This is a genomic window from Halomonas sp. ALS9, from assembly GCF_001651035.1.
Lineage (GTDB): Bacteria > Pseudomonadota > Gammaproteobacteria > Pseudomonadales > Halomonadaceae > Vreelandella.
Genome location: NZ_LXRG01000054.1, coordinates 278696 through 303467 on the forward strand (window position 1 = coordinate 278696; position 24772 = coordinate 303467).

The window sequence follows — 24772 nt, forward strand, 5'->3', positions numbered from 1 at the left end:
TATACAACAGCTCTATATAAAGTAACTGCTTGCAAAAAGGCTGAAATGTAAGCAACTTTTACAATCAACACCTAGCAATGTGCCTTGTATTTCATTTAAGTTTGTAAATTAGCACTCAACAGCTAGGGAACAATACATGGATACAGCATATTGCACTGCGGATGGCACACCTTATTACATTGCCAATTTTGCTCAGTTAAGTGAGAGTGAAATTGCATCTAAGCGGCGTCAGCTAATCTGCGTTGAGTGTAGGTGGCCTGCTTATTTCAAAAGAGCCGCTACCAGTGGACAAGGAGCTTGCTTCGGCGCGAGGCCCCATGCTCCAACTTGCAGTTTGGGTGCCCCGCCCAGTAAAAAAGGCCCGGGGAGTAATGAGGTTCAAGATATTTTGCGGAACCCCATGAACCATATTCGGATCGATATCAATTACGGCGCTCACGATAAGGTAAACGGTGATCCGAGCGATGTAGATAAAGCAAATACAAGAGGCGGACGTTTTACCGGAGACGGCCCTCGTGGCCCCTCACCAATGAATCGCCGACTTCGCCCGTTGCTAAAAGCGCTCATTGAATCAGAACAGTTTCGCAATTCGAACATAATTGTTGAGTTACCCCGATACACTTCCTTGCCAGCAAACCAATTATTCGTAAATTTTGATGCAGTAGATGAGGGCTTAGCAAACGAGTTCAGGGGCTACTGGGGATTGATTTTCGATACAGGCATGTCTGCAGACGGATCTTTTTGGCTCAATACTGGTAAGTATGATGATCTCAGCATCTTAATCACTCCTGAGAAGTACGATGACTTTAAAAGGAAATTTAATTTCCAATTAGACCGGGAGCTTGAAGGAATGCATTTACTGGTACTAGGGAAACTGCGTAAGGCTTGGTCAGGAAAATTAATAATAGACGTAGATGATGTGGATCGTTGCGCGCTGTGTGACGACTAGCCGTTTAGGGTGTTTGCAACCTTGCTCAACAGCTACAGAAGAGCAAGAGTTTTCCCAAAATATTCCCAAAATTTTACCAACAAACAAAAAACCGCCGCTAGGTTTGACCCATAAGCGACGGTTTTTAATAAACTTTTTTGGTCGGAGCGACAGGATTCGAACCTGCGACCTTTGCAACCCCATTGCAACGCGCTACCAAGCTGCGCCACGCTCCGCTGTCTTTATTGGCCGCTACATCTTTGCCTCAAGACGGTGCGTATACTAGCGGTTTCTTGCATAAATGAAAAGCCCTTATAGCGCTTTCTTTTCAAGTATTTGTCACACACCGCTATGCCTCTCATCGTCCTTTATGGCTTACGTTGGTCTGCCTCAAGTAATAGATAGGCCATGGCGTCATATACACCGGGGGCCGTTACGATTAAATGGTCTGGGTAAATATCTTCCGGCACTGCTGAAGGCACAGGGTATAAGTGCCCTACCCGTGCGCCGGCTTCCCGGGCAATAACCCAGCCTGCAACGAAATCCCAGGGCGATACACTTTCGTAATACGCATCCAGGCGACCACAGGCTACATCGCATAAATCGAGCGCTGCAGCGCCATTACGACGTACGTCTTGGCACTCAAACAGCACGGCTTCCAAGCGCTTCAAAAGGTGCTTACGCTCCTCTTTACGATAGGGAAACCCCGTACCTACCAAGGTGTGGGCCAGTGAATCTGCACTACTGGGCTGTATAGCTTTACCGTTGCAGAAAGCCCCGGCGCCTTCGGCAGCGCTAAAGGTTTCGCCTAAAAACGGTGCATGTACAACGCCTACCTTGGCGACGCCCTCTTCCATCCAGCCAATGGAAACCGCTACGTGGCGAAGCCCTTGGGCAAAGTTAACCGTGCCATCAATGGGATCCACCACCCACAGTTTCGGCGCCGCTTCATGCACAGCGCTCTCGGGGGCAAGCTCTTCACTCAGCCGCGCTTCACCGGGAAAGTGCTCTTCCAGGCGCTGACTAATCAGCTTGTCCACGGCCACATCCACATCGGTGACTAGCTCGTTATCCTTTTTTAAGCGCTGGGCAAAGTCCTGCTGCTCCCGCGCCTTGATAATCATCTGCCCCGCTTCTTCAGCAATAGCGATAGTAATTTCAAGACGCGCGGCTAGTGTATGGTCGCTCATTGAATCTCCCTTTAGAACGCGATGATGCTATGAGTCTCTACCATAAGCCGCCCAGATGTAATTTTCGAGTCAAACCGACTTTTGATGATCGTGGTTAGCGCAATACGTCTACCAACACCTCCACAACGATGCGTGTGGCCGCTTCAATTAACACCACATCGGCGCCAACACGCTCCCACTCATAGCCTGGGTAGCGCGGCAATTGAGACGCTAGCTGGCCGTCAAAACGTTTGGCGATACCCGGAGGTAAGGGCTTGCCACGCTCAAGGTTGCGCTGAATACCGGGCGGCAAAGATTCTGCTCGTGGTGCGTCATTCCGGCTCAGCAATTGACGTAGTTCACGCTCGTTGATGCGTGGCAAGTCAACCCGCTCATCGTAGGATTGGCTAGGTCGGTTAGATTCATGCTGCTGGCCTTTATCACGGGCACCGTGAGCCGAGGCATGGTCAGGCTGGGCGAAGGCGGCGCTATTGAGTAGCAATGCGCCAAGCGCGCTTATGGCAATCAGATTGGTAGGCTTCACTGTAAGCTCCTCGCTTAAGATCAGAGCTTTCAGTGTAAAGAACAAATGCGTAGGAAGTATGGAAACAAAACAGGCGCTCCAACGAGCAGCTGGAAAGTAAAAGCAAACTTGACGACTTACTTTTTTAACGGCTTAGTCTTGGCAGCCGCGTGGCAGGATATTCTCAGGAATAGTTGCTTCACAAGTCCAACTGCCGTTGCTCGCTTCTCTAGTGACTGACATTGTGTTTGATGCACTGTCTTCACCAGATGCAGCTGCGCCTATAGATCCAAAGTTAAAGGTAATTGTAGGAGCATTGGTATTTAAATCTGAATAAGTGAGGGTATTTCCACCCGTTAGATCATCTTCATTAAAGCCGACATAGTCTACGAACGCACCATCTCCATCCCTTTGTTGAAATTCCTCAGAAGGATTCACCCCAGAAATCACCGCAGTATCAAATCCTGTTTGCAGGGATTTCAAAGTGGAATATGCGGATGTCGCTTCGGCGCGCTGAATATAAGATTGGTACTGCGGCACCGCCACAGCCGACAGAACGCCAATGATAGCGATAACAATCATCAGCTCAATCAGAGTGAAACCGTCTTGTTTGGTGTTCTGTGCAATAGCTTGTGCGGCACTCGGCATGAAGGCATCTCCTTAGGGAATAAGTAAGTCTTTGTAAGGCTGGAGATTTCTCACAAAGAGTTAAAACTTATTAGGATTACACTAGCTTACGTGATGTGTTTTTACAACACGATCTATTGGCGTTACCAGCTTAATTGACGACCACTTTAGCGAAATGGCATAACCAGCCATTTAATGCCGATAAACATTAGTTTATGGTACAGGTAAGACGCTTATATCGATGTAAAACAGGTTGTTTGATGAGCCAGCCCTCCTTCGAGTCAACGTTAAGCCACGCCACTGCGCGTGGCGGCCTGCTTGGCATTGCCCAGCGCTTGGTTAAGCACGGCTTGTTAACCGACGCACAGGCCGCCACGGCGGAAACCACCGCCGCGGACTTGGAAATATCGTTACTTCAGCATGTCATTGAAAGCGGTCTGGTCGCCCCTAGTAAAGCGACACTGGCGGCTGGTTGGGAGTACGGGCTACCGGTCATCGACCTGGAGGCAGTGAAACTAACGACACTCCCACCCGCTTCGGACTATCCCATTAAAGTGCTGCAGAGCCTTAACGTACTGCCATTAGCGCGCCACGGTCATCGTCTGACGGTTGCAGTGCCCTACCCCGCCACGTTGACTCAACTGGATGAATTACAGTTTGCGACCGGTCTTAGTGTTGAAGGCATCCTCGCTCCCGTTGATCAAATCATGGTCGCACTCAATAGCTACCTTGCTCAAAACGAGCGTGGCATGTTTGATCAGTTCGGTGAGCTGGATAATACGGTTAATTCGTTGAGCGGCGTGCAAAATAACGATGGTCATGAAATTCCGCTGGAAGAATCTTCTCAGAATAATGAAGATGCGCCCATTGTTAAGTTTGTGAACAAAATTCTGTTAGATGCAATCCGCCGGGGCGCCTCTGACATCCATTTTGAACCTTACGAAACCCTCTACCGGGTTCGCTTCCGTGTTGACGGGATGCTAATCGAAGTGGCACGCCCACCCTTTGCCATGCGCAACCGTATCGCAGCCCGGCTAAAAATCATGGCGCGCCTTGATATTTCCGAGCGCCGCCTGCCCCAGGATGGGGCAATAAAACTTAAGTTTTCCCGCACCCACTCTCTCGATTTCCGGGTTAACTCACTGCCTACCGTTTATGGCGAAAAGCTGGTGCTGAGGATATTAGACCCTACCACCGCGCAGCTAGGTATTGAGCAACTGGGCTTTACCGACGAGCAACGGGGCCATTATGAGCACGCGCTAAAACAACCCCAAGGCATGATTCTAGTCACTGGCCCCACTGGCAGTGGCAAGACCGTTTCGTTGTATACCGGCATTAATATTCTGAATAAAGTGGAACGCAATATTTGCACCGCCGAAGATCCGGTTGAAATCAAAGTCTCGGGTATCAATCAGGTGAATGTATTGCCTAAAATCGGCCTCGATTTTGCCAATGCGCTAAGGGCGTTTCTACGCCAAGACCCTGATGTGGTCATGGTAGGCGAGATTCGCGATCTCGAGACGGCCGAAATTGCTGTTAAAGCTGCCCAGACTGGCCACTTGGTGCTCTCCACAGTGCATACCAACTCAGCGGCAGAAACGCTGACTCGACTGGCTAACATGGGCGTCTCCTCGTTTAACATCGCCAGCGCCGTTAGTTTGATCATTGCCCAACGTCTGGCTCGCAAACTATGTATACATTGCAAAGAGACCAGTGATATTCCCCACGAGGCACTGCGTAAAGAAGGCTTCAGCAGCGAAGAAATCCATCAGGCAACTATCTATAAACCGGTAGGTTGCAAGCACTGTACCCAAGGTTATAAAGGTCGAGTTGGCATTTATGAGGTAGTGCCGATTACCGAAGCAATGCGACAACTGATCATGCGTGATGCCAACGCCTTAGATATTGATCAACAAGCGCGTAAGGAGGGCTATACAGGCCTTCACCGCAGTGGATTATTGAAAGTCATGCAGGGCATTACCAGTCTGGAAGAGGTTAACCGAGTGAGCAAGGAGTAAGGCATGGCTAAAACGGTACGCCGACGCCAAACGCCCGCCATCAAGCTAGCGCGCTGGAAATGGATCGGTAAAGGCCCACAGGATAGACCGCTAAGCGGTGAGATGATTGGCCGCAGTAAAGCCGAAGTAGCCGCTGAACTCACTAAGCAAAACATTGTTATTCGCCGGATCAGTAAAAAAGGCAACCTGGGCGGCAGCGGCCGTATTAATGCCAACGACGTCATGGTCTTTGCACGCCAAATGGCCACCATGATTCGCGCTGGCATTCCTTTATTACAGGGGCTGCAAGTGGTGGCAGAGAGCCTCAAAAAACCTGCCATGGTTGCCCTGGTTCAACAGATGATGAGCGATATATCGTCGGGCTCCAGCTTCTCTGATGCATTGCACCGTCACCCCAAACACTTTGACCGGCTGTTTGTTAACCTAGTTAGTGCTGGCGAGCAGTCAGGTACATTGGATCAAATGCTCGATCGTATTGCGACCTATAAAGAGAAAGTTGAGTCGCTGAAGGCGCGGGTTAAAAAGGCGCTCTGGTATCCCACCGCCGTAATGACGATTGGCATTTCCGTGACCATGTTGCTGTTGATAAAAGTGGTGCCTGAGTTTGAAAGTATGTTCGATAGCTTTGGTGCTGAACTACCTGCATTGACCCAGATGACCGTTAATGTATCCGAGCTTGCACAGCGTTATTGGCTAGCGGCAGTCGGCGCACTAGTTGCCACCGTGTTGCTACTCAAGATAAGTATTCAACACTCGCCTAATGTCGCCTACCGTATGCACGCACTGCTGCTTCGGTTACCGTTCATTGGTGATGTTATGCATAAATCGGCGATCGCCCGTTTTTCGCGCACATTAGCGACCACCTTTGCCTCCGGCGTCCCGCTCGTTGAAGGCTTAGACACCGCCGCGGGTGCTACAGCCAATAAAGTGTACGAACGCGCGGTAGTACAAACGCGCCGGGACGTAGCCACCGGGCAACAACTACACTTCGCCATGCGGATGACCAACCGCTTTCCCCCCTTGGCGATTCAAATGGTCAGTATCGGTGAAGAGGCGGGGGCGCTTGATGACATGCTTAATCGTGTTGCTGATTACTACGAAGAAGAAGTCGATAATAAAGTTGATGCGCTCACCTCGCTGATGGAGCCAATTATTATTGTGGTATTGGGCGTTCTGGTAGGCGGGGTGGTGGTCTCCATGTACTTGCCCATCTTCGACTTAGGCTCTGCCCTCTAAGATTCAAACGTGTAAACAGCGCTAATTTAATGAAATCTAAGGAGCGACATGCACCACCCTCCCATTATTGTGTGGTTGATTGTGCTATTAATTGGGCTCTGTCTAGGCAGCTTTTTGAATGTGGTGATTACACGACTTCCGGTGATGCTAATGCGTGGCTGGCGTAACGAAGCCCGCGAAGCACTTGAACTTAGCGCCGAATACTCACCGCGCTTTAATTTAGCTACGCCTGGCTCTATGTGCCCACGCTGCGAAACGCCTATTGCATGGCATGACAACTTGCCACTAATTGGCTGGTTAAAGCGGCGCGGGCGCTGTGCTGCGTGCCAAACACCTATCAGCGTTCAATACCCACTGGTCGAATTAGCCGGCGGCTTATTGGCCATAGCGGCATTCTCACTCCATGGGCTAACGTCAGAGGCGCTTTTCATTTACGGCGCTTGCCTAATGCTGTTAGTGCTCTCTGTCATTGACTTCCGTACCCAGCTACTACCCGATGTGATCACCCTTCCTTTGCTTTGGGCGGGATTAGTGTTTCAGCTCCTCTTCCAGCCACTCATGCTGCAGAATGCCGTTATCGGCGCAATGGCGGGCTATCTTTCACTGTGGAGTTTTTATTGGCTCTTCAAGCTAGCCACTGGCAAGGAAGGAATGGGTTACGGCGACTTTAAGCTGCTGGCAGCGCTGGGCGCCTGGCTGGGATGGAGTTTTTTACCGCTGATTTTGCTACTTTCCGCAGGGCTTGGGGCCTTTGTTGGGTTGATTGCCCAGGCCTACTCACCTCGCCTGCGCGGCACACCGTTTCCCTTTGGGCCTTTTCTCGCACTCGCTGGCTGGGTGGCGTTATTAGTCGGTGATGAAATAATGACGCTATATCTCAGCCTGCTTATGTAAAAATAAGCGATGTAAAGCTGAGGTATATAAACTCAGCTATGTAAAAGCGGGCTAAGCGAGGCAGAAAATGATTATCGGATTAACGGGTGGCATTGGGTCGGGTAAATCGACCGTTGCTCGCGCCTTTGAAACACTCGGCGCCGCCTGGGTCGATGCCGACGATGTTGCCAGAGAAATAGTCTTGCCTGAAGAACCGGCCCTGTTAGCCATCCAGCATCGCTTCGGTGATCAGGTCATGCACCAGGATGGCACGCTTAACCGTGCCGCTCTACGCGAGATTATTTTTAACGATCCAGCACAGCGGCAGTGGTTAGAGTCGGTGACGCATCCCCGAATAAGGCAGCGACTATTGCAGCATCTAGAGCGACTCAAAACCCAGGGCGCACCCTATGTGCTGCTTGTGTCACCGTTACTGTTTGAGTCGGGTCAAAATGCGCTAGTGGACCGCACGGTGGTGGTCGACGTGCCACAAGCGTTACAATTATCGAGAACCCAACAGCGTGATGGGGTGAGTGAAAGCCAGGTGCGTGCTATTCTCGCCGCCCAACTTTCCCGCGAGCAACGGTTAGCCAAAGCAAATGACGTAATAGATAACAGCGGTGACCACGCCAGCATGATGGAACAAGTGGCACGGCTTGATGAACGCTACCGTCTACCGCTTAACGACTGAGATATCGCGCCTGTTAACGCAATTGGAGTTTTTTATGGCTCGCCCTGCAAACGATTCCCCACTAGAAGTTAATTGCCCGCAGTGCTCAAAGCGCGTGCCCTGGCTGCCAGAAAGCACTTATCGACCGTTCTGCAGTAAGCGTTGCCAACTGTTAGATTTGGGCGCCTGGGCAGATGAGTCGCACCGCATATCGGGCGAATCTGCAATGGATGAAGCCGATATAGAAACGCTGCTGGCGCAAGCCGACAAGGATGCACCACTTACCTAAAGGCACTGAGACCATGGCCGATACACACGTAAACCCATCATCGCCATCGGCCTATCAACTGCTGCTTCAATTGGAGCAGCGGTTTGATCATCTACTTGACACCATCGAAGCCGCTGTTTCGCTATACGAACAGCAGCTGCCGGCTACATGGGTCTTTCACCAAACGACGCCGTCTAACAACTGGTTGCGTAAAGCCTTATTCGACATGTGGCATGAGCAAGATCAGGATGGCCGTGAGACGCGTAATTATATTGCCGTAGTCGCCGCCAATAACGAACTGCAAGCCGCTATAGGCGCAGTTAATCAAGCCAAAGCCAGCTTTAGCGACCTACTGCAGCATATCAAACAGGCATTCCCCCAGGCGCTTAGCGATGCAAAAAGCCGCCTACCTCAACGTCATCCCCATATTGATGAGGTTCTACGCCGCAACGGACTTGCCCGATTGCACCTTAAACAGAGCTGGCGGCAGTTACCTATTGCACCCGCGGCAGTCTCGCGGATTCGCTTTGCTTGGTACAGTAGTGGTCGCTCTATTAAACGACTGTCCGTAAAAGAAGCTGAACATAAGCTTTTGCAACTTGATACCGATGCGCCGCATATTCGTATTCAGCTACGCAAGCTCGCCGGCATCCCAAGCAGTGAAGTACTTGCCCAGGTACAAACCCAGGCCCCGCTGATGCGGGCAAACCTGTTTTTTACCGAACCACTCGACGATGGGCACACACGGCGGGCACTAAATGCCGCTATGCCTATTTTTGTGCCTGACAATGACCAACGGCTACCCCACATTAACTTGCCTACGCCACAGCCTCCGACTACCCGCACACGGGCAAGGAGACGCGATGAAAAATTAGAGCAAGATGTGTTTTTGCCAAGTTTGCGGGTTTATCGCTACCGTTAGCATAAAAGCACCTTCAAAGACCTCTGCAGTATTTTAGGAATGCTAACTGCCAGGCACTGCATCCTGCTGCCATATCCCATAGCCAAGCAGAGCTTCTATCAGCTCGGCTAGGTCGTTATGATCCACATCGTACTCGCTTAACAAAGCTTCAAAGCGCTGTTTAAAAATACGCTCCTGCTCTTGTTGCTGTTCCTTCTGGTGGATTTCTACATCTTCTTGTTCCAATGCCGCAAGCGAGCGTACCGGCGGGCCTGTCGGTATATCAAAATCGCTTTCTGGATCATCTAATTGGCGTAGAGCCTGCGCAAAAGCATCGTCTAATTCACGAAACTTACGCAGCTTCTCGCGCTCATCTACCGGCTTTTGAACCTTTTGATATTTCATCGATGTTTCATTTACACCTTGCTTGAAATGGTCGATATGACTGCCAACGTAGCTTTTTTTGGCAAAAACTGTGCACAAACGCGTAAAAATAACGAGCAAACTTGCCTTTGCTACCCAGTTGCCAGCATAAAGGCATCATCAATAAGTATATGAGGGTAACAAACGCATTTATCAAACACAGCAAAGTCAGCGACAACTCATTAATCGATGCTTCGCATCAACATTACCTACAAGTAGCCTGAATAGAGATCCAATTCTCATCTGTAGGCTGAAATTTTTCTTTCAGCTAGGTTACCAACACTAACGCACTGGGAGAGTGCACTACAGGCGAGATAAGCAAGACCTGTACGATTCACGCATGAGAGGCCAGATAATGTTCAACGCGATGACACGAGCTGAGATCTGGCTGCAGGATACACTCGATAAGCCACTCGGTATCGAAGACCTTGCTAATCACATAGGGTATTCGTCTTCTCAAGTTCGGCGCCAATTTCGCCAAAGCTTTCATATCTCACCTAGCGCTTACCGTGAAAAAAGGCGGCTGGAACGCGCGGCGGCACTGCTTGCGCTTACTCCTCTCAATATAGCGCAAATTGCGATACGTTGCGGGTACCAGAACCACTCATCTTTTTCACGGGCATTTCAACGTCAATATCGGTTGAGTCCGCGCAACTTTCGGCGATCACTGAAAGCGACTCTCCATAGCCCGACGCCCAATTATGGTTTTAACACGCGCATCGAAAAAAGCAATGGCCGCCAAATGATCCTAATGCGTCTCTACAAAGCTCCCGAACATATCAAGGGGCTAGGGGATGCCAGTTTCCATAATCCTCAGCTAGCGTGCCTACAGGCACGGCTGCGGCTATCAACAACCATCATCGCGCTACCCGACATACTCGCAGATAGAGTTAATGCGATTAATAATGAATCTTTTCATTCTTACCGCACTGACATTGGTCTATACCTTGCGGATACGGACAATGCCAAAGATATTGCCTTACCTGTTCTCTACCGGCGGGTCGACATCCCTACCCATTACTACGCGAGCACATGCTTTGAAAGTTTAGCGGATCTTTATGGAGCTTTGACGCATACCATCATGTATCTACTAAATAGGCAGTATGCTTGCCATGTTAGCGGCCACCCTCCTCAAGTATTATGGAAAACAAACCATTTAGAACTTCGTATCCCATTAATAAGTGGGTAGCGGTGAGAACGACACTGAAATACAGCTGCAGCATATAGCAATAAAAAACCGGCATTTCCGTACAGAAATGCCGGTTGCTAGATAGCTTAGTCTTCCATGCGCTCCAACCAAGACTCGACAGTTTCATCGCCATACTGGTCTTTCCAGCTACGCAGGCCTTTATGGTTGCCGCCGCGAGTTTCGATCACTTCCCCTGTTTTGGGGTTTTTATAAATTTTAAGACGGCGCTTACGACGCGCATTGCCACTCGCAGTGGTTTTAGAACTACGCGGGTCAGCAGCAGGGTCTAATAAGGCAATAACATCGCCCGGACGCTTGCCGAACTCAGTCATTAGCGCTTCAAGTTTGGCCTTAAATTCCAACTCGCTTTTGAGACGTTGATCGCCTTCTAAGCGCTGCAAATCTTCTTGAAGCTGTTTTAGCTGCTGTTCTTTTTGGATATATTCGTTAAGTAATGACATCGGGGTTCCTTTAATATCGTATCCAACTGAACGGGGTTCAACTGAATGGGATCTAACTTAGGTGCAAATTGACAACCTTGACACCCACTAGTTCAGAATGCATGGACATTATTCCTGTAAAAAGAGTAACTGACAACAGTCTAGTTGAATTTCACCCAATTACTAATCGTTTTTAAAACTCAATTGCTGTTTAAAGAGTTTAACTAATAGCGCATGACGACTATGCAAACCTTTCCTCTGAGCCATTACAGGCGCCCAATCACTACAAACAAAAGCGCCGCCCTTATGGGCGGCGCTTTTACGAACCAAACACTAATCGGTAATTAGTCTTGGCCCATCTGCTGCTTGATCAAGTCACCGATGGTGGTCGGACCACCTGCTGTTTCCGGCTCTTGTTCACGCATTTTCTTCAGGTTCTGACGCGTATCGTCCTGGTCTTTCGCTTTTACCGACAGATTAATCTGACGGCTCTTGCGATCAACGCTGACAATGCGCGCTTCGACGCTGTCGCCTTCGTTCAGCACATTGCGCGCGTCTTCTACGCGGTCAGCACTGATTTCAGAGGCTTTCAGCACAGCAATCACGTCAGTCGCCAATTCAACTTGAGCTTCTTTAGCATCAACTTCAATGACGCGACCCGTTACAATGCTACCCTTATCGTTGACTGACAAGTACTCAGCAACAGGGTCGGAATCCATCTGCTTGATACCCAGCGAGATGCGCTCACGCTCAGGGTCGATAGACAGGATAACAGCTTCAGCTTCGTCGCCTTTCTTAAAGCTGCGTACGGCTTCTTCGCCAGTATCAGTCCAAGAAATGTCAGACAAGTGAACCAGACCGTCAATACCACCTTCAAGGCCGATAAAGATACCGAAGTCAGTGATTGACTTGATAGTACCTGAAACGCGATCACCCTTGTTGTAGTCAGTGTTGAAGGTTTCCCACGGGTTAGCAGTGCACTGCTTGATACCCAGAGAAATACGACGACGCTCTTCGTCGATATCCAACACCATGACGTCAACATCATCGCCCACTTGCACGACTTTAGACGGATGGATGTTCTTGTTAGTCCAGTCCATTTCAGAAACGTGAACCAGACCTTCAACACCCTCTTCCAGTTCGGCAAAGCAGCCGTAGTCAGTCAGGTTAGTGACGACCGCGTGCACTTTCATGCCTTCCGGGTAACGCTCTTTAATGTTGACCCACGGATCTTCGCCCAACTGCTTGAGACCCAGTGAAACGCGATTGCGTTCACGGTCAAACTTCAGAACCTTGACGTTGATCTCGTCGCCAACGGCAACGATTTCGGACGGATGCTTAATACGCTTCCACGCCATATCAGTAATGTGCAGCAGGCCGTCAACGCCGCCCAGGTCTACGAAAGCGCCGTAGTCTGTCAGGTTCTTAACGATACCCTTGATCTGCTGGCCTTCTTGCAGAGTCGCCAGCAGCGCTTCGCGCTCGGCACTGTTCTCTGCTTCCAGAACCGCACGACGTGATACCACAACGTTGTTGCGTTTTGGATCGAGCTTGATGACTTTGAAGTCCAGCTCTTTGTTTTCCAGGTGCGCAGTATCACGAACTGGACGAACATCAACCAACGAGCCCGGCAGGAAGGCGCGGATAGAGTCAACTTCGACCGTGAAGCCGCCTTTAACCTTACCGTTAATGACGCCCTTAATGATTTCGTCTTTCTCGAAGGCTGCTTCCAGAATCTTCCAAGCTTCTGCACGCTTGGCTTTTTCACGGGACAGACGCGTCTCACCGAAACCATCTTCAACGGCTTCAAGCGCAACGTGCACGTCATCACCGATAGCGATGTTTAGATTACCGTGTTCATCGCGGAATTGTGACGCAGGGATCTGACCTTCAGATTTCAGACCAGCGTTGACAGTAACCCAGTCACCGTCAATGTCGACAACCTGGGCCGCGACGATAGCGCCTGGCTCCATGTTGATGTCGTTAAGAGACTGTTCAAACAGCTCAGCAAAGCTTTCGCTCATGGTGTTCCTACGTAATTACGTTGTTGAGGCATAAATGCCTTCTCCGCACCACCAGCAAGTGCGGGCCTAATGTCACTCAGCCTTTGGAGGTGTTAACGCTGGTTAGACCTGACCGGGCTCACCGATGTGAGTTTAGTGCCCTGCCACGTCGTGACACCTATCCAAAAACGCCGCAAGGGAGAATCACACGCCGCTTACAAGCCCTCTTTGGGCGAGCAGTTCGGTCAGTCGATCAACCACTTCCGGTATGCTCAGGCGCGTGGTATCAAGCGTAATGGCATCATCTGCCGGCTTGAGAGGAGCCACACTGCGTTGCGTGTCGCGTGCATCGCGTGCCTGAATCTCCTTTAAAAGACTCGAAAGACTAGCATCCACCCCGGCTTCCTGCAACTGCAGATAGCGTCGACGCGCACGTTCGTCGGCACTGGCAGTTAAAAAAATCTTCAGCGGGGCGTCGGGAAACACTACAGTACCCATATCACGCCCATCAGCGACCAGCCCGGGGGCTTGGCAGAAATCGCGCTGTCGCTGTAGCAGGGCTTGGCGAACCGCAGGCAGTGCTGCCACTTGGGAAGCACGTTCGCCGGCTTGCTCAGTGCGAATTGTTTGGCCAACATCGTCACCTTCAAGCAGCGTGCGAGGCAGACCACCCTCTACCGGAAACGCCACATCTAACTGCTTGGCTAAGCGGGCCAAGCCCAACTCATCATCAACCGCGATGTTGTGCTTAACTGCAGCTTGAGCCGTTAGACGATAAAGCGCCCCGCTATCCAACAAATGCCAGCCTAACCGCTCTGCCACCAAGCCACTGATCGTGCCTTTACCCGCACCACCTGGGCCATCAATAGTGAGCACCGGTATAGCTGCGTGATCAGTCATGCGCGCCCTCCACGCTAACGCCCATACCAATTCGCGTGGCTAACTCAACGAAATCAGGGAAAGAAGTTGCTACGTTAGCGCAATCATCAATCAAAATCTCCTCACTAGCGCGTAGCGAAGCAATAGCGAACGCCATGGCAATACGGTGATCACCTAAACTATCGACTCGACCGCCGCCATAGCTCGCTTTTTGTGCATCGCCATTACCAACAATATCGATGCCATCTTCTACTGTGGTGTGCTGCACACCTAAAATAGCCAAACCATCAGCCATCGCTTGAAGGCGATCAGACTCTTTGACGCGCAGCTCTTCTGCACCTCGCAGCCGTGTTATGCCTTCGGCATTAGCGGCGGCGATAAACAGCGCGGGAAATTCATCGATGGCGAGAGGCACTTGATCAACAGGAATATCAATCCCTTTGAGCGGTACGTAACGAATGCGGATATCTGCCACCGGCTCCCCGCCAACTTCCCGCTGGTTCTCTAGCCTCAAATCAGCGCCCATCAGGGTTAGAATATTAATCACGCCAATCCGGGTTGGGTTAATGCCCACGTGCTCAAGGGTGATATCTGAGCCCGGGGTAATCGCGGCAGCCACCAGGAAGAAGGTCGCCGAGGAAATATCCGAGGGCACATCAATCGGCCCCGCGGTTAGCTTACCGCCTCCCTGAAGCCAGCAGGTATCGCCTTCCCGTGAAACCGCATAGCCAAAGCCATTCAGCATGCGCTCGGTATGGTCACGGGTAGGAGCAGGCTCGCGCACACGCGTTTCACCTTCGGCGTAGAGCCCCGCCAGCAGCAGGCAGGATTTCACCTGGGCACTGGCCATGGGCATATCATACTCGACGCCTTTAAGGGCGGCACCGCCGTGAATTTTAAGCGGCGGACGTCCGCCTTCAGCGGTTTCAATCGTTGCTCCCATCAGTCGCAGCGGGTCAGCCACGCGGCCCATAGGGCGCTTGGTCAGTGACTCATCGCCCGTCAGCTCACTGTCAAACGCCTGACCTGCGAGCAGGCCAGAAAACAGCCGCATAGCAGTGCCCGAGTTACCCACGTAGAGCGGTCCAGAGGGGGCTTTTAAGCCATGCATACCCACACCGTGAATAGTGACCTTACCTTGATGCGGCCCCTCAATCGCCACGCCCATTTCACGAAATGCCTGCAGGGTTGCCAGACTGTCTTCGCCTTCCAGAAAGCCTTTTACTTCAGTAACGCCTTCCGCCAACGCACCCAGCATAATAGAGCGGTGAGACATGGATTTATCGCCTGGAACGCGCAAACGCCCCTGTGCTTGACCGCCCGGCTGCACACGGTAGGTGACCTTACCTTGTGGTTGCATATAATATTCCGCCTGATAACTAGTTTTGTTCAATAAGGAATCGAAATAGTGCCGGGCATGGCTGGCCCGATCAAAGGTGGCAATCAGCGCATCGCTGTCACCGGTTTCTACCGCATGACGCAAGCGCGAAAGCCCCGCTTCAAAATCATCCAGGGAGGCTAAAACGGCCTGCTTATTGGCAATAAAAATATCCCGCCACATCACCGGGTCGCTACCCGCAATACGGGTGAAGTCGCGAAAGCCGCCAGCGGCGTAGCGAAAGATATCGAGCCGCTCATCTTGACGCGCCAGAGTGTCCACCAGCGAAAAAGCCAGTAAGTGAGGTAAATGGCTGGTGCGCGCCAGCACTTGGTCATGGCGTTCAACGTCCATTTCTAGCACATCGGCGCCGCAAGCACTCCAAAGGCTGCGCACCCGCTGCAAAGCATCACTATCGACGTTCAGCTCAGGTGTCAGAATCACCTTATGGTCTACATAGAGATTCGGATTCGCCGCTGCCACACCGCTTTTTTCCGAACCGGCAATGGGGTGCCCCAGCACCATATTAATGGGCACTTGGCCAAATACTCGCTGCGCGCAGGCACGGATAGTCGCTTTGGTGCTACCGACATCGGTAATGACCACGTCAGCTGACGCCCTATGCAGCACGTCGGCCAAGCCTGCCATCACGCTCTCCATAGCCAGCACCGGCACCGCCAGCACCACCATGGTGGCATCATTGATTTGCTCGGCAAGGTAGGCGCCGCCTGAATCGATCAACCCCATTTCAATACCGCGAGCGATCTCACCCTCATCAGGGTCGCAGGCGACAATGTGCCCCTGAAAGCCTGCATTGCGCAGCGCTGCTGCGAGCGAACCACCAATTAAACCCAAGCCAACAATCAATAGACGCGATTCATGACAACCTGATGTATTGCCGACCATTACCGTCACAGCACGCCTATGGGGTAGGAACCCAGCACGCGTAGATCTGCCGCCCGCAGTTGCACCTCTTCAAGCACTGCCGCAACCTTTGGTTCATCGCGATGGCCTTTAAAATCAATAAAAAACACGTAGTTCCACACCCCAGTGCGGGAAGGGCGTGTTTCAAGGCGGGTTAAATCGATCTGGTGACGATGAAACGGCTCAAGCAATGCGTGCAAGGTACCCGGCTGGTTACGCATAGCAACCACGATCGAGGTTTTATCTTCCCCGGCCATGGGCACATCCTGATTACCAATAATCAAAAACCGCGTGGAGTTATCTGGGCTGTCTTCAATTTTTTCAGCGATATGCTCCAAACCATAGAGTTTGGCCGCCATATCACCCGCAATCGCGGCGCTATGCCACTCGGTTTTGACCAGTTTCGCCGCTTCAGCGTTAGATGAAACCGGCACGCGCTCAGCATGAGGAAAATGCGCATCCAACCATTTACGGCACTGGGCAAAAGACTGCGGGTGCGAATAGATACGCGAGACTTTGTCGCGGCGGGTGTTTTCACTGACCAGCAAGTGATGGTGGATACGCAGCACTACCTCTCCACAGATTTTAATGGAGGAGTCCATAAAGGTATCCAGGGTGTGATTGACCACCCCTTCAGTGGAGTTCTCCACCGGCACGACGCCATAGTGCACGGCGCCCGCCTCGACTTCACGAAACACCTCGTCAATGGCTGCCATGGGCAGGCTAACCGCGCTTTCACCAAAATGCTTGAGCGCCGCCTGCTGGGTAAAGGTGCCCTCAGGGCCCAAATAGGCAACTTTAACCGGCTGCTCAAGCGCCAAACACGCCGACATGATTTCGCGGAACAGGCGCGCCATCTCTTCTGAATCAAGCGGGCCTTTATTTAACGCCATAATGCGCCGAAGCACTTGGGCTTCTCGCTCTGGCCGATAAAATACCGCGTCTTTATCTTCAGCCAGTTTCACATGCGCCACCTGCTGGGCGCAGCTAGCGCGCTCGCTAATCAGGTTCAGAATATCGCTATCAAGCTGATCGATACGCTGGCGCAGTTCGTCCAGGTTGATCGACGTGTCGGACATAATGGTTAGCCTCTTGTTTTCTCAAAATCAGCCATAAATGCAATCAAGGCATCTACCGCAGACTCAGGCACCGCGTTGTATAAGCTGGCACGCATACCGCCCACGCTGCGATGGCCTTTTAAGTTAAGCAGGCCCGCCGCATCGGCTTGTTGTAAGAACGCCTTATCCAGGGCCGCATCGGCTAAGACAAAAGGCACGTTCATCCGCGACCGGTTATGTTTGGCAATCGGGTTGCTATACAACTCGCTGTCATCAATCGCTGCATAGAGTTTATCGGCTTTACGCTGATTAATAGCATCCATCGCCACCAGCCCACCGATATCGTCTTTCAGCCACTGGAAGACCAGACCGGCCAAATACCAGGCGTAAGTAGGCGGCGTATTGACCATCGAACCCGCATCTGCCAGCTGTCGATAATCAAACAGCGAAGGAATATTGGCCTGGGCTTTGCCTAGCAGGTCGTCACGCACGACCACCAGCGTTAAACCGGCGGGACCAATATTTTTCTGTGCCCCGGCATAAATCACCCCAAACTCGCTAACGTCGATGGGCCCGGAGAGGATATTCGACGACATATCGCACACCAACGGCACATTAGCGCCATCAGCCCGTTTTACGTGGGGCGTATAGTCAAACTCCAAACCACCAATCGTCTCGTTGGAGGTGTAGTGCAAATAGGCTGCATCTGCGCTTACCTGCAGCGCATCAAGCGCCGGCACCGCCGCATGACCGTTGGGTTCACTGCTGGCCACCACATGGCAATCGAAACCCAGGTGCCTGGCTTCGTTGAACGCCTTCTTGCCCCAGATGCCGGTTTGGATAAAGTTGCCGCTACCGCCCCGCCCCAGCAGGTTCATCGGCAGCATGGCAAATTGCATACTGGCGCCGCCCTGCAAAAACAGCACCTTATAGTTATCCGGCACGCCTAGAAGCTGACGGAAATCAGCTTCAGCGCGCTCGGCAATGGCGATAAATTCATCGCTGCGGTGGCTCATTTCCATCACGGAAAGCCCGCGCCCATGGTAGTCCAACAACTCTTCACGGGCGCGCTCCAGCACGGCGACTGGCAGGGCCGCTGGCCCCGCGCAGAAATTATAGTGACGTGTCATCAGTCCCCGCTTCCTGTCCGTCATCGGATGATTCACTTGACTGGGCGTCCTCAAGACTGCCCTCTTCAGGGCTACCTTCTTCAAGACCGGTTCCTTCAATACCGGTGAGCTCATCGCTCTCCTCGGGCTCGTCAACGCGAACCGTCTTGACCAGCTTCTCTTCTTTGCCAAGACGAATCAGCATCACGCCCTGGGTATTACGCGAGGTGGTCGAGACCTCCTCAACGCGGGTACGCACCAGCGTTCCTCGGTCAGTGATCAGCATCATCTCGTCGCTGTCATACACCTGCATCGCTGCCACCAGCGAACCGTTACGCTCGCTGGTTTGCATGGCGATAACACCCTGGCCACCACGGCCACGCAGCGGGAATTCTTCCAGACGCGTGCGCTTGCCGTAACCATTTTCACTGGCAGTCATAATGTAGATCTGGCCATCAACGGTTCCGGCCGCAATACCCTCTTGGGCGCCGTCCTGTATTTCCACTTCGGCATCTGCTTCGGCGTCGATTTGCTGACTCTTGGGAATAATCAGGCTAATCACTTCCGCATCGCCAGCCAAACGCATACCACGCACGCCGCGGGCGGTTCGGCCCATCGCGCGGGCATTGCTCTCTTCAAAGCGGATCGCCTTACCGTTGGACGACAACAGCATGGCGTGATCGTTGCCCGTGGTAATCGCAGCGCCGACCAAGCGGTCTCCCTCTTCCAGGTCAATCGCAATCAAGCCAACACTACGCGGGCGCGAGAACTGCTCAAGGCTAGTGCGCTTGACGGTGCCTTTGGCCGTAGCAAAGAAGATGTAGTTATCGGGGTTGTAGTCGCGCACCGGCAAGATGGCGTTAACCGCTTCACCTTCTTCCAAGGGCAGCATATTAACCAAGGGCTTACCGCGAGAACCGCGGCTGGCGTTGGGCATTTCGTAGACTTTTAACCAGTACACTTTGCCGCGGTTAGAGAACAGCAGCACGGTGTCGTGGGTAGAAGCCACCAACAGGTGTTCAATCACATCTTCGTCTTTCATTGCGGTAGCTGACTTACCGCGGCCACCACGGCGCTGGGCTTGATAGTCTGACAGCGGCTGCGTCTTGGCATAGCCAGAACGAGACACGGTGACCACCATATCTTCCTCAGCGATCAAATCTTCCATCGAAAGATCCAGGTGGCTGGCCTGAATTTCCGTACGACGCTCATCGCCAAACTGATCACGCACCGCGTGCAGCTCTTCACGAATCACTTCCATCAAACGATCGGCTGAAGCCAGAATCTCGGTGAGCTCAGCAATTTTCTCAAGAATATTTAAGTATTCATCGAGTAGCTTCTCGGTTTCTAGGCCTGTCAAGCGGTGAAGGCGTAGCTCAAGAATCGCTTGAGCCTGGGCAGGCGAAAGCCGATAAGAAGTAGCCGCGGCATTTAAACCAAAGCCCTCTTCCAACTCTTCTGGTTTGCAAGATGTTGCACCGGCCCGCTCTAACATGGCGGTCACTTGGCCGGGCTGCCAGGTTTTGGCGAGCAGCTTTTCACGTGCTTCTGCCGCATTGGGCGAGGCTTTGATCAGCTCAATCACTTGGTCGATATTGGAGATAGCAACGGCCAAGCCTTCCAACAGATGGCCACGCTCGCGGGCTTTTTTCAGCTCATACAGCGTACGCCGGGTCACCACTTCGCGCCTGTGGCGAATAAAGGCTTCCAGCATCTCTTTAAGATTAAGGGTGCGTGGCTGACCGTTTTCCAGCGCCACCATATTAATACCGAAGACGTTTTGCAGCTGCGTCTGGGCAAACAGGTTGTTGACCACGACTTCGCCGGACTCACCGCGCTTGATCTCAATCACCACGCGCAGACCATCTTTATCCGACTCGTCACGCAGTTCGGCGATGCCTTCAATCTTCTTCTCTTTCACCAGCTCGGCAATTTTCTCAATCAACCGCGCTTTGTTCACCTGATACGGCAACTCGGTGATGATAATGTGATCGCGACCGGTTTTGTCGTGGTGCTCGATGGTGTGGCATGCGCGCACATAAATACGCCCACGGCCGGTGCGATACGCCGACAAAATACCCGCGCGACCATTAATAATCGCGCCGGTTGGGAAGTCTGGGCCGGGGATGTACTCCATCAAATCATCCACGGTCAGCGTGTAGTCGTCGATCAACGCCAAGCAGCCGTCAATCACCTCACGCATATTGTGGGGAGGAATATTGGTCGCCATACCCACCGCGATACCCGACGAGCCGTTAATCAGCAGGTTGGGCACTTTGGTAGGCAATACGGCGGGAATACGCTCGGTGCCGTCGTAGTTATCCACCCAATCGACGGTATCTTTTTCCAGGTCAGCGAGCAGCTCGTGGGCGAGGCGCGACATGCGCACCTCGGTGTAACGCATGGCCGCCGCGTTATCCCCATCAATAGAACCGAAGTTACCCTGGCCGTCGACCAGCACATGGCGCATCGAAAAGTGCTGTGCCATACGTACGATGGTGTCGTATACCGCGCTATCACCGTGCGGATGGTATTTACCGATGACATCGCCGACGACACGCGCCGACTTCTTGTACGGTTTATTCCAATCATTACCCAGTTCATGCATGGCAAACAGCACACGCCGGTGAACCGGCTTAAGGCCATCCCGCACATCTGGAAGCGCGCGGCCGATAATGACGCTCATCGCATAGTCGAGGTACGACTGTTTGAGCTCGTCTTCAATATTGACGGGCAAGATTTCTCTGGCGATGTCACCCATGAAAGTCAGATCCTTTGCACTGCATTGGCACTGCGAGAGTTGAAAGCGCTTAAAAACACCGCCCTGAAATTAGCATAGAACGGCGCGCAAATACTCAACCATCATACCACCGCAAAAGCAGCAAGGGCAGCCAGGGAGCTCAGCAAAGCCATTCAGGGGCTAAATGCCTCTTTCGTCACGGTTAACCCGGCTAACGCCTCACGCACTTCCCCCTCGATTGCGGCGGCCTTATTGGCGCGCATATCAAGCAATACGAAGGTTAAATCCGCACGCGCGATAACGGTGCCATCTCTACGCCCACCGTTTTTACGAACAATACGGTGGTGACACACACCACTGCGCTGACCTATATCGACGATCCCGGTCATAATCTCCAGGTCGTCGCCGTGACCCGCCGCCGCCAAATAGTCAATATTCAAATTGACGACCACAAACGCCCGCCCAGCTTGATGGAGCTGTTTGATCATCGCAGGGTGCTGATCAAAGAAATCCCAGCGCCCTTCCTCCATAAATTCAAGGTAGCGGGCGTTATTAACATGGCCGTAACCATCTAAGTGAAAACCGCGAACACGTAATTGCACTCGTGAAAGTGATGCAGTCATAACAACTCCCTCTCTGTAAATTAGCTAACAACCCAATCAAACATAAGTTTCAAACGCGTGCAACAGAGACGATTAGTGGCAGCCGCTGGCAGGAAGGCCCCGCTTTCGCCATAATGTGCCACCTTTTGAACAGGATTGGCTCCATGTGGTTTAAGCACTTGCATTTATACCGCCTGCACGACGCGCCCGAATTATCCAGCGATGCGCTCGCCAGCGCTTTAGACGAGCACTCCGCTAAACCACTCGGCAACGCCGATGCACGGCGCTTGGGCTGGACGGCACCCGCAGGACGTCTCGGCGGCGGTCAGCTCGTTCATGAAATCCAAGGGCACCGACTGCTTTCTGCTCTGCGCCAGGAGCGTCTGCTACCGGCTTCTGTGGTCAAAGAAGAAGTCGATGAGCAGGTGGCCGACATTGAGGCCAGCGAAGGCCGCAAAGTCACCCGCAAAGAAAAAACCGCACTAAAAGAGCAGGTCACCGAGAATTTATTACCCCGTGCTTTCGTGCGCAGCCAGAAAATTGATCTGTGGTGGGATACTCGCGGCCAGATGATCGGCATCAACGCCAGTTCGCGCACCCGCGCCGAAGACATCCTGGATTTGCTGCGCGAAACCCTGGGAAGCTTAAAAGTCACCCCACTGAGCTCACAAACGCTACCTATCCGCGCCATGACCACCTGGCTCGGCGACACGGCTAGCCGGCCTGCCGATCTGCAGCTGGGTGATCAGGTTGAGCTTAAAGCCAAAGGTGATGATGGCGTGCTGCGTGCTCGCCAGGTCGATTTAGACAGCGATGAAATTCAGCAACTGCTAGAGAGCGGCCGCCAAGCCAGTAAACTCGCTATTAGCCTGGAAGGTCGCTTAAGCTTTTTGTTACACGATGATTTGGCGCTGAAATCGTTACGCTTTGGCGATGCCTTGATTGAAGAAGCCGACCATGCTGACGACGGCGATGATGCGCTTGCTCGCTTGGAAACAGACTTTATTTTAATGGCCCAGGCGCTATCAACGGATATTCCGCGCTTGATAGAGTGGCTCGGCGGCGAGACGCAACGGGAACCCGCTGCCCAGTAAGTGGTTCTATATATGCTCGCCTCGATGCCATTAATCGATACCTATTTCTAATCACACATGTCCTAATCACACATGTCCTAATCACACATGGTTTATCATCCAACGGTTCGCATGACTGATCACAATAACGCTACCACCGCCGCTATCGAGACAGACCCGTGGGCCGATATTCGGCCCTTTATGGATCATGAAGTGGCCGATGTACTGGCCAGGCTCTCAAGGGACAACGAGCTGCTGGATGCGCTGACCCGCTTTCGGCTTCCGCGTATGGCACGCTGGGCGCCCTCGCTAGCGCGTGTGTTTGCCAGCCGTGCCGTGCGCCGTGAAGTTAAAGGTGTCTCGTCGGTTTACGAGTTTCAAATGCGCATTGCCCATTATATGGAGCGCATGATTCGCACCACCACAGACGCCTTTGAAGTCACTGGCCTGGACAAACTCGACCCCGACGGCGCCTATCTCTTTATTGGCAATCACCGCGATATCTCGCTGGATCCTGCCTTTGTCAACTATGCGCTGTATCAGGCAAACCGTGACACTGTACGTATCGCTATCGGTGACAATCTGCTCAAAAAGCCTTACGTCACCGACCTAATGCGGCTTAATAAAAGCTTTATTGTGCCCCGCAGCGCTCGGGGTAAGCGCGCGATGCTCGCCGCGTACCAACAGCTATCGGCCTACATTCGCCACACCATTACCGAAGACCAGCACTCTATCTGGATGGCCCAGCGCGAAGGGCGTGCCAAGAATGGTATTGACCGCACAGAGCCTGCCATTATTAAGATGCTGACCATGGCCAGGCGTAACGCCGAGCGTGACATGGTGTTTGGCGAGGCCATCGCGGAACTGAAACTGGTACCGGTATCGATTAGCTACGAATATGACCCCTGCGATGTACAAAAAGCCCAGGAACTACACGATATCGACACCCTAGGCAGCTATGCCAAAAGTGAGTTTGAGGATATTCGTTCGATTGTGGCGGGCATTACCGGCTCTAAAGGCCGTGTGCGGCTGCATTTTGGCACGCCGGTAGGGTCTGATATGGCGACCCCCGACGAAGTCGCGGCTGAGATTGATCGCCAGGTGATTGGCGGCTATCGCCTGTTCCCCAGCCACTATTTAGCCTTAGAAGCGCTGGGCGAATCACCTGAACTGGTAGCGCGCAAGTCGATCACACGCCAAGACAGAGAGCGCTTTAATGCCCGGCTTGCCGCAGTCCCGGAACCGTTACGCCCCTATTGGCTTGCTCAGTACGCAAACCCCGTTAAGCACAAGGCCGGTCGATTGACGCTGTGAACCCGCGCTTTAATTTAACGTTTTAACGCCGTGCAACTCATGCCCGTTAGCGGAAAAAATGCTATGGTCAACGCATTGATTGGTTTCGCTTGGCGCTGTCGTCAATTGCGACCCTGAGGAGGTTCCCATGTCCGGTTCAGAAATTCAGAAAACACGTGTCATCAATGAGCTACGTGATTTTATTCGCAAACTGCTGCAAGACCCTAAAATCCTTGAGCAATCGCTGGCGGTTGCCAGACAGCAGTTAACCGAAGGTAATAGCCCAGCAGCGATGGCGCGAATTGCCAACGAAATTTCCGATACCACCAGTGTGCATATCCCGGAAGACCCGGCCGAGCACTCTGAGGCTGATAAACTTTTTTTAGAACTACTACGCGAAGTCGTTCAAGAAGAGCAAGCACTCTACTAGTCAGTATCGCCAACCGCG

General features: G+C 52.4%; 23 protein-coding genes and 1 tRNA gene. 11 read left to right on the plus strand and 13 right to left on the minus strand.

The window, feature by feature from the left end; genetic code table 11:
* Nucleotides 1–136: 136 nt before the first annotated feature.
* Nucleotides 137–949, plus strand: coding sequence for a hypothetical protein (locus A6R74_RS02885; RefSeq protein ID WP_064232956.1), 813 nt, complete (start codon nt 137–139; stop codon nt 947–949).
* Nucleotides 950–1087: 138 nt separating this feature from the next.
* On the opposite strand, the gene A6R74_RS02890 is transcribed toward A6R74_RS02885, so the two are convergent.
* From A6R74_RS02890 to A6R74_RS02905, 4 genes are all read right to left on the minus strand, one after another.
* Nucleotides 1088–1164, minus strand: a tRNA-Pro gene (locus tag A6R74_RS02890).
* A 132-nt stretch (nt 1165–1296) separates the two neighbouring features.
* Nucleotides 1297–2118 (minus strand): inositol monophosphatase family protein, encoded by an 822-nt coding sequence (locus A6R74_RS02895; RefSeq protein ID WP_064232957.1) that lies wholly within the window; start codon nt 2116–2118, stop codon nt 1297–1299.
* Between the two features lie 94 nt (nt 2119–2212).
* Nucleotides 2213–2641, minus strand: a complete 429-nt coding sequence (locus A6R74_RS02900; RefSeq protein ID WP_064232958.1) for an anti-virulence regulator CigR family protein — start codon at nt 2639–2641, stop codon at nt 2213–2215.
* Between the two features lie 132 nt (nt 2642–2773).
* On the minus strand, nt 2774–3268 hold the full coding sequence (locus A6R74_RS02905) for a pilin (protein WP_064232959.1): 495 nt from the start codon (nt 3266–3268) through the stop codon (nt 2774–2776).
* A gap of 239 nt (nt 3269–3507) precedes the next feature.
* Here A6R74_RS02905 and pilB point away from each other — a divergent pair, with 239 nt between their 5' ends.
* The 6 genes from pilB to A6R74_RS02935 all read left to right on the plus strand — a co-directional run bounded on the left by pilB (nt 3508) and on the right by A6R74_RS02935 (nt 9234).
* Entirely contained in the window at nt 3508–5265 is a 1758-nt protein-coding gene (pilB, locus tag A6R74_RS02910) for a type IV-A pilus assembly ATPase PilB (RefSeq protein ID WP_064232960.1), read from the plus strand.
* Nucleotides 5266–5268: 3 nt separating this feature from the next.
* Nucleotides 5269–6501: a type II secretion system F family protein gene (locus A6R74_RS02915; RefSeq protein ID WP_064232961.1), complete on the plus strand. Its 1233-nt coding sequence runs from the start codon at nt 5269–5271 to the stop codon at nt 6499–6501.
* A 48-nt stretch (nt 6502–6549) separates the two neighbouring features.
* Nucleotides 6550–7395, plus strand: coding sequence for a prepilin peptidase (locus tag A6R74_RS02920; RefSeq protein ID WP_064232962.1), 846 nt, complete (start codon nt 6550–6552; stop codon nt 7393–7395).
* A 67-nt stretch (nt 7396–7462) separates the two neighbouring features.
* Nucleotides 7463–8065: a dephospho-CoA kinase gene (gene coaE / locus A6R74_RS02925; protein WP_064232963.1), complete on the plus strand. Its 603-nt coding sequence runs from the start codon at nt 7463–7465 to the stop codon at nt 8063–8065.
* A gap of 34 nt (nt 8066–8099) precedes the next feature.
* Nucleotides 8100–8333 (plus strand): DNA gyrase inhibitor YacG, encoded by a 234-nt coding sequence (gene yacG, locus A6R74_RS02930; RefSeq protein ID WP_064232964.1) that lies wholly within the window; start codon nt 8100–8102, stop codon nt 8331–8333.
* Between the two features lie 13 nt (nt 8334–8346).
* On the plus strand, nt 8347–9234 hold the full coding sequence (locus A6R74_RS02935; protein WP_064232965.1) for a hypothetical protein: 888 nt from the start codon (nt 8347–8349) through the stop codon (nt 9232–9234).
* Nucleotides 9235–9276: 42 nt separating this feature from the next.
* Here the strand turns inward: A6R74_RS02935 and A6R74_RS02940 are convergent, their stop codons facing one another.
* The gene (locus A6R74_RS02940) at nt 9277–9618 is read right to left on the minus strand and encodes a hypothetical protein (RefSeq protein ID WP_064232966.1); all 342 of its coding nucleotides are present in this window, start codon (nt 9616–9618) and stop codon (nt 9277–9279) included.
* 373 nt (nt 9619–9991) lie between these two features.
* Between A6R74_RS02940 and A6R74_RS02945 the strand changes: the two genes are divergently transcribed.
* Entirely contained in the window at nt 9992–10825 is an 834-nt protein-coding gene (locus A6R74_RS02945; protein WP_064233181.1) for a helix-turn-helix transcriptional regulator, read from the plus strand.
* Between the two features lie 86 nt (nt 10826–10911).
* On the opposite strand, the gene A6R74_RS02950 is transcribed toward A6R74_RS02945, so the two are convergent.
* From A6R74_RS02950 to A6R74_RS02985, 8 genes are all read right to left on the minus strand, one after another.
* Nucleotides 10912–11286, minus strand: coding sequence for a histone-like nucleoid-structuring protein, MvaT/MvaU family (locus A6R74_RS02950; RefSeq protein WP_064232967.1), 375 nt, complete (start codon nt 11284–11286; stop codon nt 10912–10914).
* A 323-nt stretch (nt 11287–11609) separates the two neighbouring features.
* On the minus strand, nt 11610–13289 hold the full coding sequence (gene rpsA / locus A6R74_RS02955) for a 30S ribosomal protein S1 (RefSeq protein ID WP_008957327.1): 1680 nt from the start codon (nt 13287–13289) through the stop codon (nt 11610–11612).
* 183 nt (nt 13290–13472) lie between these two features.
* A complete protein-coding gene (cmk, locus tag A6R74_RS02960) occupies nt 13473–14168 on the minus strand; it encodes a (d)CMP kinase (RefSeq protein ID WP_064232968.1) in 696 nt (231 codons plus the stop codon).
* On the minus strand, nt 14161–16431 hold the full coding sequence (locus A6R74_RS02965) for a bifunctional prephenate dehydrogenase/3-phosphoshikimate 1-carboxyvinyltransferase (RefSeq protein ID WP_064232969.1): 2271 nt from the start codon (nt 16429–16431) through the stop codon (nt 14161–14163). The genes cmk and A6R74_RS02965 overlap by 8 nt, the downstream gene beginning before the upstream one ends.
* Before the next feature lie 5 nt (nt 16432–16436).
* Nucleotides 16437–17528 (minus strand): prephenate dehydratase, encoded by a 1092-nt coding sequence (gene pheA, locus A6R74_RS02970; RefSeq protein WP_035579064.1) that lies wholly within the window; start codon nt 17526–17528, stop codon nt 16437–16439.
* A gap of 5 nt (nt 17529–17533) precedes the next feature.
* Nucleotides 17534–18637, minus strand: coding sequence for a 3-phosphoserine/phosphohydroxythreonine transaminase (serC, locus tag A6R74_RS02975; protein WP_064232970.1), 1104 nt, complete (start codon nt 18635–18637; stop codon nt 17534–17536).
* A complete protein-coding gene (gyrA, locus tag A6R74_RS02980) occupies nt 18621–21377 on the minus strand; it encodes a DNA gyrase subunit A (protein ID WP_064232971.1) in 2757 nt (918 codons plus the stop codon). The genes serC and gyrA overlap by 17 nt, the downstream gene beginning before the upstream one ends.
* 152 nt (nt 21378–21529) lie before the next feature.
* Nucleotides 21530–21979 (minus strand): acyl-CoA thioesterase, encoded by a 450-nt coding sequence (locus A6R74_RS02985; RefSeq protein WP_064232972.1) that lies wholly within the window; start codon nt 21977–21979, stop codon nt 21530–21532.
* 143 nt (nt 21980–22122) lie between these two features.
* Here A6R74_RS02985 and A6R74_RS02990 point away from each other — a divergent pair, with 143 nt between their 5' ends.
* From A6R74_RS02990 to A6R74_RS03000, 3 genes are all read left to right on the plus strand, one after another.
* A complete protein-coding gene (locus A6R74_RS02990) occupies nt 22123–23052 on the plus strand; it encodes a recombination-associated protein RdgC (protein WP_064232973.1) in 930 nt (309 codons plus the stop codon).
* A 111-nt stretch (nt 23053–23163) separates the two neighbouring features.
* Entirely contained in the window at nt 23164–24345 is a 1182-nt protein-coding gene (locus tag A6R74_RS02995) for a 1-acyl-sn-glycerol-3-phosphate acyltransferase (protein ID WP_064232974.1), read from the plus strand.
* Between the two features lie 127 nt (nt 24346–24472).
* Nucleotides 24473–24754, plus strand: a complete 282-nt coding sequence (locus A6R74_RS03000) for a hypothetical protein (protein ID WP_064232975.1) — start codon at nt 24473–24475, stop codon at nt 24752–24754.
* Nucleotides 24755–24772 lie beyond the last annotated feature (18 nt).

Excerpts from the sequence above, each read along its gene's own strand:
- A6R74_RS02885 (WP_064232956.1), top strand. The coding sequence starts at position 137 with ATGGATACAGCATATTGCACTGCGGATGGCACACCTTATTACATTGCC.
- A6R74_RS02895 (WP_064232957.1), bottom strand. The coding sequence starts at position 2,118 with ATGAGCGACCATACACTAGCCGCGCGTCTTGAAATTACTATCGCTATT.
- A6R74_RS02905 (WP_064232959.1), bottom strand. The coding sequence starts at position 3,268 with ATGCCGAGTGCCGCACAAGCTATTGCACAGAACACCAAACAAGACGGT.
- pilB (WP_064232960.1), top strand. The coding sequence starts at position 3,508 with ATGAGCCAGCCCTCCTTCGAGTCAACGTTAAGCCACGCCACTGCGCGT.
- A6R74_RS02915 (WP_064232961.1), top strand. The coding sequence starts at position 5,269 with ATGGCTAAAACGGTACGCCGACGCCAAACGCCCGCCATCAAGCTAGCG.
- A6R74_RS02920 (WP_064232962.1), top strand. The coding sequence starts at position 6,550 with ATGCACCACCCTCCCATTATTGTGTGGTTGATTGTGCTATTAATTGGG.
- coaE (WP_064232963.1), top strand. The coding sequence starts at position 7,463 with ATGATTATCGGATTAACGGGTGGCATTGGGTCGGGTAAATCGACCGTT.
- yacG (WP_064232964.1), top strand. The coding sequence starts at position 8,100 with ATGGCTCGCCCTGCAAACGATTCCCCACTAGAAGTTAATTGCCCGCAG.
- A6R74_RS02935 (WP_064232965.1), top strand. The coding sequence starts at position 8,347 with ATGGCCGATACACACGTAAACCCATCATCGCCATCGGCCTATCAACTG.
- A6R74_RS02940 (WP_064232966.1), bottom strand. The coding sequence starts at position 9,618 with ATGAAATATCAAAAGGTTCAAAAGCCGGTAGATGAGCGCGAGAAGCTG.
- A6R74_RS02945 (WP_064233181.1), top strand. The coding sequence starts at position 9,992 with ATGTTCAACGCGATGACACGAGCTGAGATCTGGCTGCAGGATACACTC.
- A6R74_RS02950 (WP_064232967.1), bottom strand. The coding sequence starts at position 11,286 with ATGTCATTACTTAACGAATATATCCAAAAAGAACAGCAGCTAAAACAG.
- rpsA (WP_008957327.1), bottom strand. The coding sequence starts at position 13,289 with ATGAGCGAAAGCTTTGCTGAGCTGTTTGAACAGTCTCTTAACGACATC.
- cmk (WP_064232968.1), bottom strand. The coding sequence starts at position 14,168 with ATGACTGATCACGCAGCTATACCGGTGCTCACTATTGATGGCCCAGGT.
- A6R74_RS02965 (WP_064232969.1), bottom strand. The coding sequence starts at position 16,431 with ATGGTCGGCAATACATCAGGTTGTCATGAATCGCGTCTATTGATTGTT.
- pheA (WP_035579064.1), bottom strand. The coding sequence starts at position 17,528 with ATGTCCGACACGTCGATCAACCTGGACGAACTGCGCCAGCGTATCGAT.
- serC (WP_064232970.1), bottom strand. The coding sequence starts at position 18,637 with ATGACACGTCACTATAATTTCTGCGCGGGGCCAGCGGCCCTGCCAGTC.
- gyrA (WP_064232971.1), bottom strand. The coding sequence starts at position 21,377 with ATGGGTGACATCGCCAGAGAAATCTTGCCCGTCAATATTGAAGACGAG.
- A6R74_RS02985 (WP_064232972.1), bottom strand. The coding sequence starts at position 21,979 with ATGACTGCATCACTTTCACGAGTGCAATTACGTGTTCGCGGTTTTCAC.
- A6R74_RS02990 (WP_064232973.1), top strand. The coding sequence starts at position 22,123 with ATGTGGTTTAAGCACTTGCATTTATACCGCCTGCACGACGCGCCCGAA.
- A6R74_RS02995 (WP_064232974.1), top strand. The coding sequence starts at position 23,164 with ATGACTGATCACAATAACGCTACCACCGCCGCTATCGAGACAGACCCG.
- A6R74_RS03000 (WP_064232975.1), top strand. The coding sequence starts at position 24,473 with ATGTCCGGTTCAGAAATTCAGAAAACACGTGTCATCAATGAGCTACGT.